Source organism: Streptomyces luteolifulvus (genome assembly GCF_008806595.1).
Lineage (GTDB): Bacteria > Actinomycetota > Actinomycetes > Streptomycetales > Streptomycetaceae > Streptomyces > Streptomyces luteolifulvus.
On the sequence record NZ_VZRB01000002.1, the window covers coordinates 202480 to 221204 of the forward strand.

The 18725-nt window shown below is 72.2% G+C and carries 17 protein-coding genes and 1 pseudogene; 10 read left to right on the top strand and 8 right to left on the bottom strand.

All coding sequences use genetic code 11. From position 1 onward, the window contains the following. Positions 1-211 precede the first annotated feature (211 nt). The 4 genes from F7R91_RS03430 to F7R91_RS03445 form a co-directional block, all read right to left on the bottom strand. Positions 212-3061 carry a DEAD/DEAH box helicase gene (locus F7R91_RS03430; RefSeq protein WP_150944308.1) on the bottom strand — a complete coding sequence of 950 codons (2850 nt, stop codon included), beginning with the start codon at positions 3059-3061 and terminating at the stop codon, positions 212-214. 125 nt (positions 3062-3186) lie between these two features. Next, a complete protein-coding gene (locus F7R91_RS03435; RefSeq protein ID WP_150944310.1) occupies positions 3187-3768 on the bottom strand; it encodes a sugar kinase in 582 nt (193 codons plus the stop codon). Then, positions 3765-4913, bottom strand: coding sequence for an ROK family glucokinase (locus F7R91_RS03440; protein WP_150944312.1), 1149 nt, complete (start codon positions 4911-4913; stop codon positions 3765-3767). Before F7R91_RS03440 ends, F7R91_RS03435 begins: the two co-directional genes overlap by 4 nt. Positions 4914-5104: 191 nt before the next feature. Further along, the gene (locus F7R91_RS03445) at positions 5105-5842 is read right to left on the bottom strand and encodes a GntR family transcriptional regulator (RefSeq protein ID WP_150944818.1); all 738 of its coding nucleotides are present in this window, start codon (positions 5840-5842) and stop codon (positions 5105-5107) included. 130 nt (positions 5843-5972) lie between these two features. Between F7R91_RS03445 and F7R91_RS03450 the strand changes: the two genes are divergently transcribed. Then, positions 5973-6995, top strand: coding sequence for a Gfo/Idh/MocA family protein (locus F7R91_RS03450; protein ID WP_150944314.1), 1023 nt, complete (start codon positions 5973-5975; stop codon positions 6993-6995). Positions 6996-7053: 58 nt separating this feature from the next. Here F7R91_RS03450 and F7R91_RS03455 read toward each other — a convergent pair whose 3' ends face one another. The 3 genes from F7R91_RS03455 to F7R91_RS03465 all read right to left on the bottom strand — a co-directional run bounded on the left by F7R91_RS03455 (position 7054) and on the right by F7R91_RS03465 (position 10478). Beyond that, entirely contained in the window at positions 7054-8238 is a 1185-nt protein-coding gene (locus tag F7R91_RS03455) for a cytochrome P450 family protein (protein WP_150944316.1), read from the bottom strand. 237 nt (positions 8239-8475) lie between these two features. Further along, a complete protein-coding gene (locus F7R91_RS03460; RefSeq protein ID WP_150944318.1) occupies positions 8476-9156 on the bottom strand; it encodes a response regulator in 681 nt (226 codons plus the stop codon). 59 nt (positions 9157-9215) lie between these two features. Beyond that, on the bottom strand, positions 9216-10478 hold the full coding sequence (locus tag F7R91_RS03465; RefSeq protein ID WP_225320508.1) for a sensor histidine kinase: 1263 nt from the start codon (positions 10476-10478) through the stop codon (positions 9216-9218). Positions 10479-10658: 180 nt separating this feature from the next. On the opposite strand from F7R91_RS03465, the gene F7R91_RS03470 reads away from it, so the two are divergent. The 6 genes and pseudogenes from F7R91_RS03470 to F7R91_RS03495 all read left to right on the top strand — a co-directional run bounded on the left by F7R91_RS03470 (position 10659) and on the right by F7R91_RS03495 (position 14362). After that, entirely contained in the window at positions 10659-10859 is a 201-nt protein-coding gene (locus F7R91_RS03470; protein WP_150944320.1) for a hypothetical protein, read from the top strand. A 225-nt stretch (positions 10860-11084) separates the two neighbouring features. Further along, positions 11085-12482, top strand: coding sequence for an FAD-binding oxidoreductase (locus F7R91_RS03475; RefSeq protein WP_150944322.1), 1398 nt, complete (start codon positions 11085-11087; stop codon positions 12480-12482). A gap of 289 nt (positions 12483-12771) precedes the next feature. Continuing rightward, positions 12772-13062 (top strand): annotated as a pseudogene (locus tag F7R91_RS03480) (sodium-independent anion transporter); the annotation flags it as partial. A 44-nt stretch (positions 13063-13106) separates the two neighbouring features. Further along, positions 13107-13514 (top strand): pyridoxamine 5'-phosphate oxidase family protein, encoded by a 408-nt coding sequence (locus tag F7R91_RS03485; RefSeq protein WP_150944324.1) that lies wholly within the window; start codon positions 13107-13109, stop codon positions 13512-13514. Further along, entirely contained in the window at positions 13514-13930 is a 417-nt protein-coding gene (locus F7R91_RS03490) for an ATP-binding protein (RefSeq protein WP_150944822.1), read from the top strand. Before F7R91_RS03485 ends, F7R91_RS03490 begins: the two co-directional genes overlap by 1 nt. 36 nt (positions 13931-13966) lie before the next feature. After that, the gene (locus tag F7R91_RS03495) at positions 13967-14362 is read left to right on the top strand and encodes an STAS domain-containing protein (protein WP_150944325.1); all 396 of its coding nucleotides are present in this window, start codon (positions 13967-13969) and stop codon (positions 14360-14362) included. Between the two features lie 52 nt (positions 14363-14414). Here the strand turns inward: F7R91_RS03495 and F7R91_RS03500 are convergent, their stop codons facing one another. After that, positions 14415-15209: a 2-phosphosulfolactate phosphatase gene (locus F7R91_RS03500; RefSeq protein WP_150944327.1), complete on the bottom strand. Its 795-nt coding sequence runs from the start codon at positions 15207-15209 to the stop codon at positions 14415-14417. 464 nt (positions 15210-15673) lie between these two features. Here F7R91_RS03500 and F7R91_RS03510 point away from each other — a divergent pair, with 464 nt between their 5' ends. The 3 genes from F7R91_RS03510 to F7R91_RS03520 all read left to right on the top strand — a co-directional run bounded on the left by F7R91_RS03510 (position 15674) and on the right by F7R91_RS03520 (position 18723). Continuing rightward, on the top strand, positions 15674-16024 hold the full coding sequence (locus tag F7R91_RS03510) for an ArsR/SmtB family transcription factor (protein WP_150944331.1): 351 nt from the start codon (positions 15674-15676) through the stop codon (positions 16022-16024). Between the two features lie 186 nt (positions 16025-16210). Then, a complete protein-coding gene (locus F7R91_RS03515; RefSeq protein WP_150944333.1) occupies positions 16211-16693 on the top strand; it encodes an NADH-quinone oxidoreductase subunit B family protein in 483 nt (160 codons plus the stop codon). Continuing rightward, positions 16690-18723, top strand: a complete 2034-nt coding sequence (locus tag F7R91_RS03520) for a proton-conducting transporter transmembrane domain-containing protein (protein ID WP_150944335.1) — start codon at positions 16690-16692, stop codon at positions 18721-18723. The genes F7R91_RS03515 and F7R91_RS03520 overlap by 4 nt, the downstream gene beginning before the upstream one ends. Positions 18724-18725 lie beyond the last annotated feature (2 nt).

Sequence of the window (18725 nt, forward strand, 5' to 3'; positions counted from 1 at the left end):
CCCCGTCCTGTGGGATACGGGGCCTGGCCCTGATCAGCCGCGGCTGCCCCCCTCGCGTCCCGCTCATGAGCCACGTCCGGTCGGTCAACGGATTCTGGCCGGGCCGATTCCCCAGGGCCGTGGGCGGCGGGTGCCGGATCGCCCGCCTTGCCGCTCCCCCTCCTTCGCGCCGCCCGCAGGGCTTCGCGGGCCTCGTCGGCCGGGCCGGGCATTATGTCGTCCTCCGCAGGGAGACCAGGTCGGTCAGTTCACGGTCCGTCAGTTCGGTCAGGGCCGCCTCGCCGGAGCCTAGGATCGCGTCGGCCAGGGCGCGCTTGGATTCCAGCATGTCTGCGATGCGGTCCTCCACCGTGCCCTCCGTGATGAGGCGGTGGACCTGGACGGGCTGGGTCTGGCCGATGCGGTAGGCGCGGTCGGTGGCCTGTTCCTCGACGGCCGGGTTCCACCAGCGGTCGAAGTGGATGACATGGCCCGCGCGGGTGAGGTTCAGTCCTGTGCCGGCCGCCTTCAGGGAGAGGACCAGTACCGGTGTCGAGCCGCTCTGGAAGCGGTCGACCATGCGCTCCCGTTCGGGAACCGGGGTGCCGCCGTGCAGGAGGTCCACGGGGACCGCACGGGCGGCCAGGTGGGAGCCGATCAGGCGGGCCATCCCGACGTACTGCGTGAAGACCAGTGCCGAGCCGTCCTCGGAGAGAAGCGTGTCCAAGAGCTCGTCCAGCAGGGCCAGTTTGCCCGAGCGTGCGGCCAGCCGGTCGCCGGTGCCCGGACCGTGTTCCTCCTTCAGATACAGCGCGGGGTGGTCGCAGACCTGTTTCAGGGAGGTCAGGAGCTTCAGCACCAGGCCCCGGCGGGCGATGCCCTCCGCCGTCTCGATGGCGAGCAGGGACTCGCGGACCACCGCCTCGTAGAGCGCGGCCTGTTCGCGGGTGAGCGGGACCGGGTGGTCGGTCTCCGTCTTGGGCGGCAGTTCCGGAACGATGCCGGGGTCGGACTTCTTGCGGCGCAGCAGGAAGGGGCGGACCAGTCGGGCCAGCCGGGCCACCGCCTCCCCCCGGTCGGCGTTCTCGCCGTTCTCCACCGCGCGCGCGTGCCGGGCGCGGAAGGACTTCAGCGGTCCGAGCAGGCCCGGTGTCGTCCAGTCCAGCAGCGCCCAGAGTTCGGAGAGGTTGTTCTCCACCGGTGTGCCGGTGAGGGCCACGCGCGCGGGGGACGGGATCGTGCGCAGCGCCTTGGCCGTCGCGGAGTACGGGTTCTTCACGTGCTGTGCTTCGTCGGCGACGAGCATGCCCCAGGTGTGCTGGGCCAGTGTGGCCGACGCCGACCGCATTGTGCCGTACGTGGTGAGGACGAAGCCGCCGGCCACGTCGTCCAGAGTGCGGTCCGGGCCGTGGAAGCGGCGGACGGGAACTCCGGGCGCAAAGCGGGTGATCTCCCGCTGCCAGTTGCCCAGCAGCGAGGCGGGGCAGACCACCAGGGTCGGTTCGTGGCGTGCGCGGCGCAGATGCAGCGCGATGACGGTGATCGTCTTGCCGAGGCCCATGTCGTCGGCGAGGCAGCCGCCGAGGCCGAGCGAGGTCATGAGGTCCAGCCAGGCCAGACCGCGGAGTTGGTAGTCGCGGAGGGTGGCGTGCAGGCCGGGCGGCGGCTCGGCGGGGCGGACACCGGCCGTGAGGCGGTCGCGGAGGGCGGCGAGCGCGCCGACCGGCACCGCCTGAACCGTCTCGCCGTCGACCTCCGCGCTGCCGGTGAGGGCGACGGACAGCGCGTCGACCGGGTCGAGCAGGCCGAGTTCACGCTTGCGGGCCTTGCGGACGAGGGCAGGGTCGACGAGCACCCACTGGTCCCGCAGGCGGACGACCGGGCGGTGCGCCTCGGCGAGCTCGTCCATCTCGGCCTCGCTGAGCGGGTCGCCGCCGAGCGCCAGCTGCCAGCGGAACTGGAGGAGTTCCTCGCTCTCGAAGAAGCCGGTGCCGTCGGTCGCCGAGCCGGGCGCGGATCGTACGACCGCGGCCGCGGTCAGGTCCTGGGCCAGGTCCCGGGGCCAGTGCACGGCGACCCCGGCCGCCGCGAGCCGCGTCGCCGCCATGCCGAGCAGGTCGCCCAGTTCTTCGTCGGACAGGGCCAGGACGTCGGGTACGTCCTGTTCGGCGAGCCGGTGGAGCGGCGGCCACACGCGGGCCGCACGCCGCACCGCTAGCGCCGCGTCCACGCGGGCGCGTGGGCCGAAGGCGGCGTCCGCCCCGCCCGCCCACAGGGCGGCCGCGTCGGTCACGAGGGTGGGGTCGGCGAGGCTGTGGACCTGGACGATCGCCGCGCCCGCGCTGCGCACGCCCGCGTCGTCGTCGCGGTCGAACAGTTCGTACGCCGAGAGGTCCAGACGGAGCGAGATGCGTACGCCCGCGTCCATGCCGGCGGCGACCTCGGCGGCCCAGTCGTGGGCGCCGGGCAGGTGCTGCGGGGGGCTGTCCGCGAAGGGCTTCCCGGAGGCGAACGGGGCGGCGGGGGTGCGGGGCAGGGTGTCCGCGACGGCGTCCAGGAAGGAACGCATCAGCGCTTCCGGCTCGGGCAGCCTGAGCGGTCCGGGACCGGGCAGCGGGACCGCGTGCCCCTCGTACGGCAGGGCGGCCGCGACCGCGCGCAGGTGTGCGATGTCGTCCGGGTCGAGGGGGCCGGCCCGCCAGGCGTCGTGGCCGGTGGGGGTCAGGCCGGGCAGCAGCCGGCCGCGCGCGGCGAGCCGCAGCGCGTGCAGTGCGGCCGCGCCCCAGCAGGCGGTGGCGGGGTGGGCGGCGGGATGGCGGCGGGCGTGCACGAGCAGGGGCAGCGCCTCGTCGAGCCGGAGCGACAGTGCGGGGGCGGGCCTGCGCCGGACGCCCGCGCCGTGCCGTCGTACGACGGTGAGCTCCGTGTGCCCGGTGCTGTCGCCGGGCAGGGGGCCGCCTTCGGGGTCCCAGAAGGCGACGCGTCCCTCACGCGGCAGGGGTGCGGGCAGGAAGACGGCCGCGAGCCGCACGGGAACGGGATCCCGGACGCCGTCCGGCACCGCCACCGCCGTGTCGCTCATACGCTCTGCCACCTCCCGCCCGTCAGTCGAATCAGTCGTCTTCGACTCTACGGGCGGGGTCTGACATTGATGCTGATACTCGGGTTCCGGTGGTCGGCTCCGACGGCCCGTCCCGGGCCCCCTGGTCAGGGAACCGTGCGCGAGACGACGTACACCATCGGGAAGTCCGGGTTCGCCAGGTTGACCACGATGTCCTGGGTGGGCGCCGGGTTCTTCTGCGCGTGCACGAGACCCCACCACGGCCCCGGGCCCGTGAACTTCCAGCCGCTGATGTGCTGGTCGCGGGCGCTGATGGTGATGTCGCCCTTCTTCAGGTCCTCCCGGCCCACGCCGACGCCGTTCAGAAAGGCGTCCAGGCCCGCGTTGGTGGTGCGGAACTCGACGTAGAGGCGGCTGGTCTTCCAGTTGTTGGTCTCGTAGTAGGCGACGGAGTCGGCCGGGTGCGGGACCGGCACCTGGTAGAGGCGGCGCTGGACCTTGGACGGATAGCCCGCCGCGAGGCTGGTCGCGGAGTACTTCGCCTCCTTGTCCTTGCCGCTGTTGCGGCTCTGGTTGGCGGAGATCACCAGATAGCCGGCCGGGACGCCGATGAGCAGCCCGATGATGAGCAGGGTGATCGCCCTGCGGCGGATCATGTGCCGGCGGTCCTCGGGGGGCCGGGGCGGCTCGTCCGCGGGTGCCGCCTGGCGCGGCAGCGATGCCGTCACAGTGACTCCCGGAAGGCGCGGCGGGCCTGTGCGTACCGCTCGTAGCGTTCGGTGCGTTCCACCCGGCGCCGCTTGGCGCGCCGGAAGCGGCGGGCGACGAGCCGGGCGAGGTCCGCGGCGCCGACCATGCCGGCCTCGGGGCCGAGCTGGGCGCGGGTGATGCGGGCCTCGGGCCGGTAGCCGCGGCCGGTGAGATGGCGCTTGAAGGCGTCCCGCGCGGGGCCGATCAGCAGATCGTCGGCCGCGCTGACCCCGCCGCCGATCACGAAGCACGACGGGTCGAGGGCTGCGGCCAGGTTGGCGATGCCGACGCCGAGCCACTGGCCGATGTCCTGGAGCAGCTCGATGCACATCGCGTCGCCCTCGCGGGCCAGCTCGGTGATCACCGGGCCGGTGATGTCGCCGATGCTGCCCTTGACGCGCTCGATGATCCCGTACGCCACCGGGGAGTCGGCCGCGGCCAGTTCGCGCGCCTCTCTGACCAGCGCGTTGCCGGAGCTGTACTGCTCCCAGCAGCCGCGGTTGCCGCACGGGCAGCGGTGACCGCCGGGCACGACCTGCATATGGCCGAACTCTCCGGCGACGCCGTACTTCCCGCGCTTGACCTGCCCGTCCTCCAGTATCGCGCCGCCGATGCCGGTGCCCAGCGTGATCATGACGAGGTGGTCCTCGCCGCGGCCGGCGCCGAAGCGCCACTCGGCCCAGGCGGCGGTGTTCGCGTCGTTGTCCACCAGTACGGGAACCGACAGACGGCCGGAGAGGCGGTCCCTGAGCGGCTCGTTGCGCCACGACAGATGGGGGGCGAACAGGACCCGGTTGCGGTCGGCGTCGACCCAGCCGGCCGCGCCGATGCCGACGGCGTGCACGTCGTGCCGGTCGGACAGGTCGAGGACCAGCTCGACGATGGTGTCCTCGACGACCTTGGGGCTCTTGGACTTGTCCGGGGTCTCCGTACGGACCTTCTCCAGGATGTTGCCGTCGGCGTCGACGACGCCCGCCATCACCTTCGTGCCGCCGATGTCGATGCCGACCGTGGGCACGCGGGGGGCGGTCAGGTGCGAGCGGCGCTCCCTGGTGCCGACCGTGCGGAGCGCCGGCGCGCGGCGGGAGCCGATGGGGGCGCTGAAGTTGCCGTAGGTGCTCATCGGGCTTGATTCTGCCTCACCGGCGGGGTGGGTGCGGTGTGGGGAGCGGAGGGGCGTCGGGACATGTGCCGGGTGCGGCGCCGTGGGGGCCGGTCGCGCAGTTCCCCGCGCCCCTGGGGTGGGGGCGGTTTCCCCTCGCCAACCCTGGTGCCTCATTGTCCTGACATTGCGACGAGGTCCCCCGAACCGTCTCAGGGGCGTACCAGCAGTTGGAATTCGAACGCGTAGCGCGACGGGCGGTAGGTGTGGTCGCCGTACTCGACCGCTCTTCCCGTGTCGTCGAAGGTTGTGCGCTGCATGGTGAGCAGCGGGGCGCCCTCCTGTTCGCCCAGGCGCTCGGCCTCCTCGGCGGTGGCTCCCCGGGCGCCGATGGACTGGCGGGCGCTGTGCAGGGTGATCCCCGCGGAGCGCATCATGCGGTACAGGCCGGTGGTCTCCAGCTGTGCGGTGCCCAGGTCGAGCAGACCGGGCGGCAGGTGGTTGCAGAGGTACGCCATCGGCTCGCCGTGCGCGAGCCGCAGCCGCTCGACCCGGTGTACGTCGCCGCCCTCGGACAGCCCGAGCGCGGCGGCGACCTCCGCGGTGGCCGGGACGAGCGTGTTGACGAGGACCTTGGTCGCGGGGCGCTGGCCGGCCGCCTCCAGGTCGTCGTAGAGGCTGCTGAGCTCCAGCGGGCGCTTGACCTGGCTGTGCACCACCTGGGTGCCGACGCCGCGACGGCGTACGAGCAGGCCCTTGTCGACGAGCGACTGGATGGCCTGACGGACGGTGGGCCGTGACAGACCGAGGCGGCCTGCGAGCTCGATCTCGTTGCCCAGCAGGCTTCCGGGGGTCAGCTGTCCGTGCTCGATCGCGGCCTCGAGCTGCTGGGACAGCTGGAAGTACAGCGGCACCGGGCTGCTGCGGTCCACACTGAGCTCGAGGGTCACGGTCGGGTCCACTTCTGGTTTCGGCACGGCCCCGAGCGTAGCTGTGTGAATGGTTGACGGGAAGTTGTGTAGTTCGATTGTCCGGACATACGGATTGACAGCACGCCGGGTCCGACCTCACTTTGGTCCCATGCGCATCGGAGTCATCGGTATGGGCCGGATCGGCACCATCCATGCGAGGACCCTCAGCCGTCACCGGGAGGTCGGCTCCCTGATCCTCACGGACGCTGATCCCGCGCGGGCCCAGGCACTCGCCCATCGTCTGGGGGAGACGGCGGCTCCGGGCGTGGACGAGATCTTCAAGTGGGGCGTGGACGCCGTGGTGATCACGACGGCGACCTCGGCGCATGCCGAACTGATCGGCCGGGCGGCGCGCGCCGGGCTGCCCGTCTTCTGTGAGAAGCCGATCGCGCTCGACCTGCCCGGTACCTTGCAGGCCATCGCCGAGGTCGAAGCAGCCGGAACGGTTCTTCAGATGGGCTTCCAGCGCCGCTTCGACGCCGGCTATGCGGGCGCGCGGGAGGCGGTCCGCTCGGGACGGCTCGGGCGGCTGCACACCGTCCGGGCCATGACCTCGGACCAGGCGCCACCGCCCGCCGCGTATCTGCCGCAGTCCGGCGGGCTCTACCGGGACACCCTGATCCATGACTTCGACGCCGTGCGCTGGGTGACCGGGCGCGAGGTCGTCGATGTGTACGCGGCCGGGTCCGACGCCGGGCCCGCGATGTTCCGTGAGGCGGACGACATCGACACGGCCGCGGCGGTTCTCACGCTCGACGACGGCACGCTGGTCACGGCTACGGCGACACGGCTCAACGGCGCGGGCTACGACGTGCGCATGGAGCTGGCCGGGGAGCTGGACCAGGTCGTGGTCGGCCTGGACGACCGTACGCCGATCGCCTCCACCGAGCCGACCGGGCCACCGGCCGCGGACAAGCCGTGGACCGGGTTCCTGGAGCGCTTCGGCCCCGCGTACGAGGCGGAGCTGATCGCGTTCGTCGACGTGCTGCACGGTGAGCGGGCCAACCCCTGCGACGGGCGCGAGGCCTTGCAGGCCCTGCGGATCGCGGAGGCCTGCGATGTGTCCCGCCGCGAGCGCAGAGTTGTGCGGCCGGCGGAGCTTCCGGGCGGAGTCGGCGCGACGTCCGTGTGAAGGGGCCGGCCCCGCCCCTCCCCTGCTCGAAGCCCGTGGAGTCGGGGTGGGCCGCGGCCTACCACCGCACCGGCAGGCTGCGCAGCCCCCGCATCAGCATCCCCGGGAGCCAGTCGCCGGGAGGGCCGTCCAGGGTGAGTCCGGGGGCGCGCTCCAGCAGGGTGCGTATCGCCGTGCGGGCTTCGAGGCGGGCCAGTGGGGCGCCGATGCAGTAGTGGATGCCGTGGCCGAAGGCGACGTGGCCGCGGGTGTCGCGGTGGATGTCGAAGCGGTCCGGGTCCTCGTAGCGGCCCGCGTCACGGTCGGCCGCGGTGAGGCCGATCATCACCGACTCGCCCTTCTCGACGCGGGTGCCGCCGATCTCCAGGGGCTCGGCGGCGTACCGGAACGTCGCGTTCTCCACCGGTCCCTCGTAGCGCAGCATCTCCTCGACCGCGTCGTCGACGAGGGTCATGTCGGCGCGCAGGGCGGCGAATTGGTCCGGATGAGTGAGCAGGGCGTGGACGCCGCTGGTGATCAGGTTGACGGTGGTCTCGTGGCCCGCGATGAGCAGGATGAAGGCCATGCCGCGCAGTTCCTGCGGCGAGAGCCGGTCGCCGTCCTCGGCGGTGGTGCGGATGAGATCGCTGAGGAGGTCTCCGCTCGGCCCGGCCCAGCGCTTGTCCTCGATCAGCTCGGTGAAGTACTCGGCGAGTTGCGCGAAGGCGTCGTACTCGCTCTGCGAACTGGTCGGCGCGACCGCCTCCGTCGACAGCTTGCGGAACGCCGCGCGGTCGATCTCCGGTACACCGAGCAGCTCGCAGATCACGGTGAGCGGCAAGGGGTGGGCGAACGAGTCCACCAGGTCGACGCCGCCGTGCGGCAGCATCGCGTCGAGGAGGCCGTCGGTGATCTCCTGGATCCTGGGCCGCAGCTCCTCCATCCGGCGCATGGTGAACGCACGCGAGACGAGCCGGCGCAGCCGGGTGTGCCGGGGCGGGTCGGCCATCAGCAGATAGGGGCCGATCAGCTCCTCGTCGAGGAATGTCGTCCCGATCTTGCTGCCGTCCTTGGACAGCCGCGGATCGGCGAGCGCCGCGCGCGCCGCCTCGTACCCGACGACGAGCCATGCCTCGTGGTGTGCCTCTCCGCCGGGCAGCCGCACGCGGTGCACCGGGCCGCGTTCACGCAGGCGTGCGTACACGGTGTGCGGGTCGCGGCGGAACCCGTCGCCGAACTCCCCCAGATCGATCACTTCCGTCATGGCCTCCCCTTTTCCCATGCCGCTGCCGATGCCCTCCCGGACCGCCCCGTCCCCACAACTCCCGCTGCCCGTACAACGCGTACGGTCCGCGGCGAGTGCCCGTCCGGCGGATCGAGGCCGCAGACACGGGCCCTGGCATGCGCTCCCCGCACTTCCGACGCAGGTCCAGGGGCGGACCCTGCGCCGATCAGGTGCCGCCGCTTTCCCGCGACCTGATCCGCCGCAGGGGCAATACACCTAGGGGGTGTCCCCCTCCAGTTCCTCCAGAAGTCCCGCGTCGTACGCCAACAGGGCGATCTGGACGCGGTTGTTGAGGTCGAGCTTGGCGAGGATGCGGGAGACGTGGGTCTTGACGGTGGCGACGCTCATGAAGAGCTCGCCGGCGATCTCCGCGTTGGACAGGCCCCGGCCGACCGCGACGGCGACTTCGCGTTCACGGTCGTTGAGGGCGGCGATGCGCTCCTGCGCGCGGGTGCGGCGGGTGTCGGCGGCGGTGCCGGCCGCGTGGTCCATCAGGCGGCGGGTGACGGCGGGCGACAGAACGGGGTCGCCGGCCGCGACCCGGCGCACCGCGTCGAGGATCTCGGCGGGCGGGGTGTCCTTGAGAACGAATCCGGCGGCGCCCGCGCGCAGGGCGCGCAGTACCTGCTCGTCCGCGTGGAAGGTGGTGAGGACCACGACCTGCGGGGCGTCCGGGCGGCCGCGCAGCAACTTGGTGGCGGTGAGGCCGTCCACCGACGGCATGCGGATGTCCATGAGGACGACGTGTGGCTCGGCGCGGTCCACGAGCGCCTCGACCTCGGCGCCGTCGGCGGCCTCGCCGACGACCTCGATGTCCTCGGCCCCGCCCAGCATCAGGGACAGGCCGGCCCTCACCAGCGGATCGTCGTCGACGAGGAGCAGTCTGATCGCAGTCATGGTCCTTACGTAATCACGGTTGCGGTGCGCGAGTTGACCGGACGCGGGACGGGGCCCGCTCACCCCCACGGCAGCCACGCCCGTACCCGGAACCCCCCGTCCCCGTCCGGCCCGTGTGCCAGCCGGCCACCGGCGAGCGTCGCCCGTTCCGTCAGGCCGATCAGGCCCTGGCCGGAGCCGGGGACGGGCGGGACGGGGCCGTCGGGCGCAGGGTTGTGGACCATGACGACGAGCCCGTCGCCCCGTGCGCCGGTGACCGAGACCGTGACCTCCGTGCCGGGGGCGTGCTTGCGGACGTTGGTGAGGCCCTCCTGGGCGATGCGGTAGGCGGTGCGGCCGACGGAGGCGGGCACGGCGGCGGGCTCGGTCACGCGGTTGTCGAGGGTGACCTTCATGCCGGCCTCGCGGGACTCGGCGGCCAGCGCGTCCAGGGCGGCCAGCGTGGGCTGGGGGCGGCCGGCGTCGTCGGGCTCGCCGGCCCGCAGGACTCCGATGATCTCCCGCAGGTCCTGGAGGGCCTCGTGCGCGCTCTCGCGGATGACACCGGCCGCCCGGGCGACCTCCTCGCGGGACGCGTCCGGCCGGAACTCCAGGGCGCCCGCGTGCACGCTCAGCAGCGTCAGCCGGTGGGCGAGCACATCGTGCATCTCCCGGGCGATGGCCTCACGGGCGAGCCGCTGAGCCTGCTCGGCGCGCAGGCGCGCCTCCGTCTCGGCGCGCCGGGCACGGTCGCGCAGGCTCAGCATGAGCTGCCGTTTGGAGCGGGCGAGCATGCCCCAGCCGATGACCGTGAGGGTGAACAGCACGGTGAGGGCGACGGAGGCCAGGTACGGCAGGTCCGGCTCCGGGCGCAGCCAGTAGAAGAGCGGCATCTGCGCGAGGGAGATGCCGCCGATCCAGGCCACGTACCGGAAGGGCCGGTGGACGGCGAGGGTGAACAGGACGACCATGGCCGCGCCGCCGGCGGTGCTCGAGACGAATCCCACCGGGATCATCGCGACGGCGAGGCCGACCGGCCAGCGGCGGCGCAGCCAGACCGCGGCGCAGGCCAGGGCGCCGAGGATCTGGTCGACATCGGCGAGGACGGGCGAGAGCCCGCGCTCGTCGGAGAGGGAGTCGGCCGCGGCCAGGCCGATGCCGACGGCCAGGAAGAAGCAGGTGAAGTCGACGATCCAGTCGCGCGCGGTGCGCCGCGGCCGTCGCCCGGACCGCTTGGCGTCGAGGTCGAGCGCGTCCACGACGGCGGACGGCAACAGCCATCTGCGCAGCTTCGGTTCATGTGCCGGCACCGGCGGGAGCTGGGCCGTCTGCTGTCCACTCACGATCGGCAAATCTACGCAGCCGGAGCCCGCGCCACCTCCCCCCGGGCCCGCTCGCCGACCAAAGTCGCGGCAGCGGAGACTTTCGGTGGACTCCCGCCGGAAGGATCACGTGCTTGCGTCACACGGGCCTCGCCCCGTGGCCGATGTGCGTGGGGGGTCCGCGGTGCGAGGGTCCGATGTATGAAGCAACTGCTGGAGATACTCGGTTTCATCGCCCTGCTGCAGGGCGCGCTGGGCCTGGTGCACGAGTTCACCGACTGGCACATCGGTGTCGTGCAACGGCTGGGCTTCCTCGACGGCTACGAGATCTACGCGAGCGTCGTCCTGATCGTGGCCGGGCTCGCGCTGTTCGCCGCCGGCAACTCGGCTCAGCAGCCGTAGCGGCGCGCGCCGCGGTGGGAGGAGTCGGCATCGACCTTGCTGGGGACTGCCGTCCGAATTGCGGGGGATGGTGACCGGAACGAGACTGAAGGTGGGCCATGCCCTGCGGCATCGATCTGAAGCGCGAGCGGATTTCTCTACACCCACGCCCGGGTGCCCGCTCGGACGTCGCGCGTTCCTGTCCGTCCGCGAGCGTACCCATTCTTCTCACAGGGGTGTTCAGTCATGGGCGGTTTCAATGGAGCGAATCTTGACAGCCTGCGTGAGGCACTGCGAGGACCCGTGCTCGCTCCCCAGGATGCGGGCTACGACGAGGCCCGCAGCGTCTACAACGCCATGATCGACCGGCGTCCCGCTGCCATCGCGCAGTGCGTCGACGCCGCGGATGTGAAGTCCACGATCGCTTTCGCCCAGGACAACGGGATGGAGCTCGCGGTGCGCGGCGGCGGCCACAGCGGGCCGGGTCTGTGCCTGGTGGACGGTGGACTCGTACTCGATCTGTCGCCCATGCGCTGGGTGCGCGTGGACCCGGCGACGAGCAGCGCGCAGGTGGGCGGAGGCAGCCAGCTGGGAGACGTGGACCACGCGACCCACGCCTTCGGCCTCGGTGTGCCGGCCGGAATCATGTCGACCACGGGCGTGGGCGGCCTGACCCTCGGCGGCGGACACGGCCACCTGACCCGCAAGTACGGGCTCACCATCGACAATCTGCTGGCCGCCGATGTCGTTCTCGCCGACGGACGATTCGTCACCACGTCGGAGAAGGAGTACCCGGACCTGTTCTGGGCGCTGCGGGGCGGCGGAGGGAACTTCGGTGTGGTCACCTCGTTCACCTTCCGGCTGCACCCGGTGCACACGGTCGGGGTCGCGGTGACGGTGTGGCCCGTCGACCGCACCCGCGAGGTGCTGCGCTGGTACCGGGAGTTCCTGCCGGCCGCGGAGGAGGACCTCAACGGCTTCTTCGCCGTGCTGGTCGTGCCGCCCGGTCCGCCGTTCCCCGAGCCCATCCACGGGCAGAAGATGTGCGCTGTGGTGTGGTGCTACACAGGCGACCTGAACGCCAACCGCCTCGAAGACGTGCTGGTCGCCGTGAACGAACCGGCCCCGCCCGCCTTCCACTTCGCCACCCCCATGCCCTACCCCGGCCTGCAGACCATGTTCGACGAGCTGATCCCCAAGGGACTGCAGTGGTACTGGCGCGGAGACTTCTTCGACGGCATCTCCGACGACGCGATCGAGGTGCACCAACGGTACGGGGAGAAGCTCCCCACCGATCTGTCGACGATGCATCTGTATCCGGTGGACGCAGCGGCCCACCGGGTGAATGCCGACGACACGGCCTGGGCCTACCGCGACGCCGTCTGGTCCGGCGTGATCGCCGGAATCGACCCCGGCCCCGCCAACGCCGATCGGATCCGGCAATGGTGTGTCGACTACTGGAACGACCTCCACCCGCACTCCATGGGCGGCTCCTACATCAACTTCCTGGGCGAACAGGAAGGTCCGGAGCGCGTGCGGACCACCTACCGCGGCCACTATGACCAACTGGCCTCGATCAAGCGCACCTACGACCCGGACAACTTCTTCCGCGCCAACCAGAACATCCCGCCATCGGCAGGGTGAATGCGGGCGGCTTCGTAGCCGAAACGGCCTTCGTGTCCCTTGAGCCGGAGAGTCCTGGCGGCGATCTCCTTCGATGTATGAATTGCAAAATTTCGCAAGTCCATACATGCTGAGGTTGCTGTGCCCGCTCCACCGGTAGCCGCGGGCGCAGCACAGTCGTGGCCGCCCGCACGGGCGGGAGTGTGGGTAGGGGAAGCCGAGGAGCCGTGTCCGTTCCGCTGTACCAGGCCAAGGCCGAGTTCTTCAGGATGCTGGGGAATGCGGTGCGGAAAGCCGAGGTCGCTGCGCGATGACCTCGGCGATCAGCCGGGCGACGGCCCGGCTCACCGCACTCCTGCCCACCCGCGCCGACCTGGCGGACACGCGACGCGCCCCCCGGCGCGACCTGCTCGCCGGACCGACTGTGGCGATCGTGGCCCTGCCGCTCGCGCTCGGCTTCGGCGTCTTCTTTTTCGCTCTCGTGGTGCTGGTGCCGATCGTCGGCGCGTACGGGCCGACCGGCGTACCGACCGTCGGGGTGATGGCGGGCGTCATGCTCGTGGCGCCGGCCGCGCTGCGGGCCGGCACGTACCTGCAGTACGCGAACCCCGCATCGTCCCCTGCAGTGCGTGAGGAGGCTGTGCGATGAGCCTTCCCCCCGCGGCCCTGCGGATGGCCGAGGTCTCCGGTGCGGAGGCGCTGTGGCTGGTGGAGGGCAGCAGCCTCGGGCGGCTGGTGTACCCGCTGCGGGGGCAGACCCTCGTACGGCCTGCCCGGCATGTGTGGGAGTGCGGGCATCTGATCGTCCGGGCGCCTGTCTCCGCGGCCGTCGTACCCGAGGCGGTCACGTACCAGGTGGACGAGATCAGGGTCGTCGCCGGCACAGGCTGGACGGTGACCCTCTCCGGCCCCGCCGAGGTGATCGCCGACCCTGACGAGGCCGCCCACTACCGGCGCACCCTCGCCGGCTGGACACACGGCCCGCACGACTCCGTGCTGCGCCTGCACCCCAAGTCGGTTACCGGCTTCCGCCTCGCTCGCCTGGAGACATGATGGCCCCCGCTCTCGATGTCCTTCCCCATCGGCACGTGCTCACCCTGCCCAACGAGCCGTCAGCCGTCCGCCTCGCCCGCGAGACCGCCGAACGGGCGCTGGTCGAGTGGGGGATAGGTCTGCACCGGTCCGTCGTGGACGCGGCGCTGCTGATCCTCAGTGAGCTGGTGACCAACAGCGTCCGGCACGCCGCCGAGTGTTCCCCGCAGATCGTCGTGACGTACGCGGCGAGCGGAAGCCGCCTGGCCTTCGCCGTCCACGACCGCCACCCCCACCAGCCGCCGCTGCACCAGGCCATGACCGGCACCGGTGGCGGTCTTGGCACGGTCATGGAGCTGACCCGGCAACTCGGCGGCACCGCGGCCGTGCAGGGCGACGCCGACGGCAAGAACATCTGGATCACTCTCCCCCTTTGACCTCAACGGGCCGCACCGCAAGGAAGTTCACCCTCCATGACCATCGAGTGGCGCTACACCGTCGAGCAGGATCTCGGCATCCTCTCCGTCGCCGGATACCTCGGCCCCGCGGCGGTCCGTCGCTTCGGTGGCGCGGTCGGCTGGGTCGTCGCCCGGGGCACCGGACCGGTCATCCTCGACCTGACCGAGCTGCGCAGCTGGTCCGCGGAGGGCCAGCAGGCCATCAGCGAGGCCGCACGCCGCCTCGCCGGGACCGGCCGTAGCCTGGAACTCGCCGCCATCCCCGCCGACGGCTCGCTCGTCCCGCCCGGTGACTGCCCGGACATCCCCGTCCACTGCGACCTGGCCGCCGCCCTCGCCGCCCACGCCCGGCGCCCGTCGGCTCCCGAGGAGGGGCAGCAGGCATGGCGCACCGACGGCTGGCCCACCTGACCCTCGACCGACAGCGAGGCGGTGCCGCTCGGCGCGTGGCCTCTGTCCCGCTTCAGCCGGAGGCGAATGCGCCGTCACCGTTCCGCACCGGCACGACGGTGCAGGCATCCTCCTCGGCGGCGATCGCCACGTCCTCGACGAATCCGCCTCCGGCCAGGCGGCGGCCGGAGGCGCTGAGGGCGACCGCGCCGGCGATGTCGGCGGTGCCTTCATAGCTCCCCTTCGCTGCGGCGGCCTCCGCGGAGAGCGGACCCGCACCCTGGGCGTACAGGTCGGAGATGACGGCGCCCGCACCGAGCAGGTCCTCCAGGGCGGGGCGCAGGCCGCCGTCCGGCCACTGCTCGCCTGCGGCGATCACCGCGACGGGACGCTGTGGGGTGCCGTAGCCCCGGGAGGTGAGCCAGCTGCCGACCGCGGTGGTGTTCCGCAGACAAGCGGCGACCAGTTGCACACCCGGCGGTGTGGCGGCGGCGATGGATGCGCCGTTCGGTGACGGCAGCACCAGGCGGGCGACGAACGGCGCCACCCTCAGATGTGCCGGGGAAAGGGACCAAGGGGAGGCGGGCGTGACGGCATGGCGGTCGACCGCCAACCGGGCGCCCGATTGCCGGGCGTAGACCGCTGCGGCCTTCGCGGCACCGGTCCGCTCGACCTCGGGCGCGGCTCCGGCCGGCCACCAGAAGGGCAGCACCCGGATGCCCTTGCCGACGGCGACGCTCACCGCCGTGGTGAACGACAGCACGTCGACGGCGACCAGACAGGCGACCTCCGAGGCGAGACGGCTCGCACCGGCAGGGCCCCACTCGAAACGGATCCCGCTGCCGGACTGGGCGTCCCAGGCTGCCATCGTGCTCTCCCGGTTCGAGTGCCGTACGCGGATCAGTTCCGGTGCGTTCCGGATGCCCGGTCGATGCTCGTGTCCGGCTGGGCGGGACGGCCCCCGAGGAACAGCCTGAGCATGCGGGCATGGCCGCAGCGCGGGCAGCCGCCGTCCGGGCCCACGGCGGTGGGGCGGCACTTGAGACGGCAGGCGGGGCATGTGAACCAGACAATGCCGGTGCCGCGCAACGGGGTGATTCTCACGCAAACCTCCGCACGCAAACCTCCTCACAGGACCTCAGTAATTGCTAATGTTAGCAATTCTTTAGATCATCACCGCTGGATTCGGCGGCTCGGGTTCTCACCCGCGGGTTCGGCATGGCCGGTGCCGCAGGCGAGGATGGGCCGCATGTTCTTGACGAGTGGGTGGATGCGATGCGCCGAGCTCCGGCCCCTGGGGCCGTGCTGTTGTGTCGGGGAGAGGGCGGCACGATGAGTACGCCGCTGTACCAACTGAAGGCCGAGTTCTTCAAGACACTCGGCCACCCGGCCCGTATCCGGGTCCTGGAGCTGCTGAGCGAGCGCGAGCACGCGGTCGCGGAGATGCTGCCCGAGGTGGGCATCGAGCCCGCACATCTGTCCCAGCAGCTGGCCGTGCTGCGGCGGGCGAATCTGGTCAAGACCCGTAAGGAGGGCTCGACCGTGTACTACTCGCTGACCAGCCCACAGGTCGCGGAGCTGCTGCGGGTGGCGCGGACCATCCTGTCCGGTCTGCTCGCCGGGCAGGCCGAGCTGCTGGCCGATCTGCAGGCCACGCAGAGCAAGGGAAAACCGCCGTCGTAGCGACGGCCCCCGAACGGCGGCCGTCTCCCGAGAGTTGGACAGCGCTCTGCAGTACCGGGAGGCGGCCGCCCTCTCCGCTCAATTACGTCAATAAGTGGCAAAGCGTAAGAAAAGCGTCGTGACTCCGGTCGCACGATGACCCGTTGGTCAGCTACGACACGTCCTCACCGTCTCCGGGAGGGGTTCATGGGCCTGTTGCGCAAGATCCGCGGCACCGGGCGGGTGGCCGAGCCCGCCCCGCCGCGGCCTGAGGGCGAAGCCCCGCCGCGGGCACGGGAGTTCGGTGGCTCGGTCCAGGTGCGCTGCGTGGACGCCGGCTCCTGCAACGGCTGCGAGATCGAGATCGCCGCCGCCTTCAACCCGGTGTACGACGCCGAGCGCTATGGGGCGCGCTTGGTGGCCTCGCCACGGCATGCGGACGTGGCGCTGGTGACCGGGCCGGTGACACGGAACATGGCCGAGCCGCTGCGGCGCACGGTCGCCGCGATGGGCGAGCCCCGGCTGGTGGTGGCGGTGGGAGACTGCGCGGTCGACTGCGGGGAATTCGCGGGCGGGTACGGCGTCGAGGGCGCAGTCGCCGATGTCGTACCGGTGGACCTCGCTGTGCCCGGGTGCCCGCCGGAGCCAGGAGAGATCGTGGCCGCTCTGCGGAGAGTGACCGGACGGTGAGCGTGATCCCGGCCGCCCTCGCGACGGCCACCGCAGTGGGCGGCGCGGGTGCGGCGGCCGGTCTCGTGCTGCCGCAGCGACCGCGGGTCCCGGTCGTCGGCGTGCTGACGGCCGGGGTGGGGGTGGCCGGTGGCGCGGCGGGTGTGGCTGCACTGGGAGGCGACCGCTGGGCGGACACACTCCCCGGGGTGCTGCCGCTGGCCGGGACGTATCTGGCGGTGGATGCGCTGGCGGGCCTGTTCATGGCCGTGGCGGGGGCCGTCGTCGCCGCGGTGGCGGTGTACGGCATCGGCTACGCGGGCGGGCACGGCCCGCACGGGCTCGGCTCGCGGACGGCGCAGGCGGTGCTGCCGCTCTTTGCGCTCACCCTGGTCCTCGTACCCGTAGCGGCGTCGGTGTCGACGTTCCTGGTGCTGTGGGAGCTGATGGCGCTCGCCTCACTGCTGCTGGTGCTCGCCGAGCACAGGGAGCGGGCGTCGGTGCGCCAGGCCGGTGTCTGGTACGCGGTGATGACGCATCTCGGGCTGGTGCTGCTGCTCATCGGGCTCGCGGTGTTCGCCGCCGAGGCGGGCGGGGAGACCTTCGCCGCGCTGCGGGCGGGCGCACACGCCGTGTCTCCGACGGTGCGCGGGCTGGTGTTTGTGCTGATTGCGGCAGGGTTCACGTCGAAGGCGGGCGCGGTGCCGCTGCACGCCTGGCTGCCCCGCGCCCACCCCGAAGCGCCCAGCCCCGTCTCGGCGCTGATGAGCGCCGCCATGGTCAACCTGGGCATCTACGGTCTTGTCCGCACCGGTCTCGACCTGCTCGGCGGCGGACCGGCATGGTGGTGGCTGGGCCTGATGACGATCGGCGGAGCCAGCGCGGTGCACGGCATCCTGCAGGCGGCGATGGCCTCCGACCTCAAACGGCTGCTGGCCTATTCGACCAGCGAGAACATGGGCCTGGTCCTGATCGGGGTCGGGGCATCCGGACTGTTCGCCGCCTACGACGACCGGCCGCTGGCCGCACTGGCACTGGCGGCGGCCCTGCTGCACGTGGTCAACCACGCGGCGTTCAAGGCCCTGCTGTTCTGTGCCGCCGGCTCGGTGCTGCGCGCCACGGGTCTGCGCGACCTCGACCGGCTGGGCGGGCTGCGCGCGCCCATGCCGGCCACCGCCGGGCTGTTCGCGCTCGCCGCCCTCGGGGCGGTGGCCCTCCCACCGGGCAACGGGTTCATCAGCGAGTGGCTGCTGCTGCAGTCCCTCATCCACGGACTGCAGGTTCCGGGCGTCGCGGTGGCGGTCGTACTGCCCCTGTCGGTGGCCCTGATCGCGCTGTCGGCCGGCATCGCCGCGGCCGTGTTCGTGAAGGCACTCGGGGTGGGGTTCTTCGCCCGACCGCGCAGCCGCCAGGCGAGCGCGGCCAAGGAGTCGCCACCGCTGATGCTCGCCGGGATGGGCCTGCTCGCCGCGGCGTGCGGGGCCCTGGCGCTGGTGCCCGGGCTGCTGGGTGACGGCCTGGACCGGGCCGTGGCCGCGACGGGGCTGCCGGGCAGCGGCGCGGTGTCGGGCGGCGGGCTGAACGTACGGCTCGCGGACATCTCCGCGTCCTTGTCGCCGCTGTGGCTGGTCGCCGCCCTGACCGCCGCGCTCATGCTGGCCGCGGGGCTGCCCCGCCTGTACCGACGCCGCCGGCGCCGGGCGAACGCCCGGCTGTGGGACTGCGGCGGCGGGCCGCCGACCCCGCGCATGGCCTACACGGCGACCTCGTTCGCGGAGCCGCTGCAGCGGGTCTTCGACGACATCCTCGCGCCCGAGCAGGACGTGAACGTCACGCCGGTGCGCGAATCGACGTATCTGGTGGAGCGGGTGCGGTTCCAGCGCCGGGTGCCCGACCGGATCGAGCACCGCCTGTACGAGCCGGTGCTGCGGGCGCTGGCCGGTACCGGGCAGGCGGCCCGGCGGCTGGCGGGCGGCAGCGTGCACCTCTATCTCGGCTACGGCTTCGTCGGCCTGGTCGTCCTGCTGTTGGCGTTGGCGGTGGGCTGGTGAGA

Bases quoted from the DNA above. Each gene is read 5' to 3' on its own strand.
- F7R91_RS03430 (WP_150944308.1), bottom strand. From the start codon at position 3,061: ATGAGCGACACGGCGGTGGCGGTGCCGGACGGCGTCCGGGATCCCGTT.
- F7R91_RS03440 (WP_150944312.1), bottom strand. From the start codon at position 4,913: ATGAGCACCTACGGCAACTTCAGCGCCCCCATCGGCTCCCGCCGCGCG.
- F7R91_RS03450 (WP_150944314.1), top strand. From the start codon at position 5,973: ATGCGCATCGGAGTCATCGGTATGGGCCGGATCGGCACCATCCATGCG.
- F7R91_RS03455 (WP_150944316.1), bottom strand. From the start codon at position 8,238: ATGACGGAAGTGATCGATCTGGGGGAGTTCGGCGACGGGTTCCGCCGC.
- F7R91_RS03460 (WP_150944318.1), bottom strand. From the start codon at position 9,156: ATGACTGCGATCAGACTGCTCCTCGTCGACGACGATCCGCTGGTGAGG.
- F7R91_RS03470 (WP_150944320.1), top strand. From the start codon at position 10,659: ATGAAGCAACTGCTGGAGATACTCGGTTTCATCGCCCTGCTGCAGGGC.
- F7R91_RS03475 (WP_150944322.1), top strand. From the start codon at position 11,085: ATGGGCGGTTTCAATGGAGCGAATCTTGACAGCCTGCGTGAGGCACTG.
- F7R91_RS03485 (WP_150944324.1), top strand. From the start codon at position 13,107: ATGAGCCTTCCCCCCGCGGCCCTGCGGATGGCCGAGGTCTCCGGTGCG.
- F7R91_RS03490 (WP_150944822.1), top strand. From the start codon at position 13,514: ATGGCCCCCGCTCTCGATGTCCTTCCCCATCGGCACGTGCTCACCCTG.
- F7R91_RS03495 (WP_150944325.1), top strand. From the start codon at position 13,967: ATGACCATCGAGTGGCGCTACACCGTCGAGCAGGATCTCGGCATCCTC.
- F7R91_RS03500 (WP_150944327.1), bottom strand. From the start codon at position 15,209: ATGGCAGCCTGGGACGCCCAGTCCGGCAGCGGGATCCGTTTCGAGTGG.
- F7R91_RS03510 (WP_150944331.1), top strand. From the start codon at position 15,674: ATGAGTACGCCGCTGTACCAACTGAAGGCCGAGTTCTTCAAGACACTC.
- F7R91_RS03515 (WP_150944333.1), top strand. From the start codon at position 16,211: ATGGGCCTGTTGCGCAAGATCCGCGGCACCGGGCGGGTGGCCGAGCCC.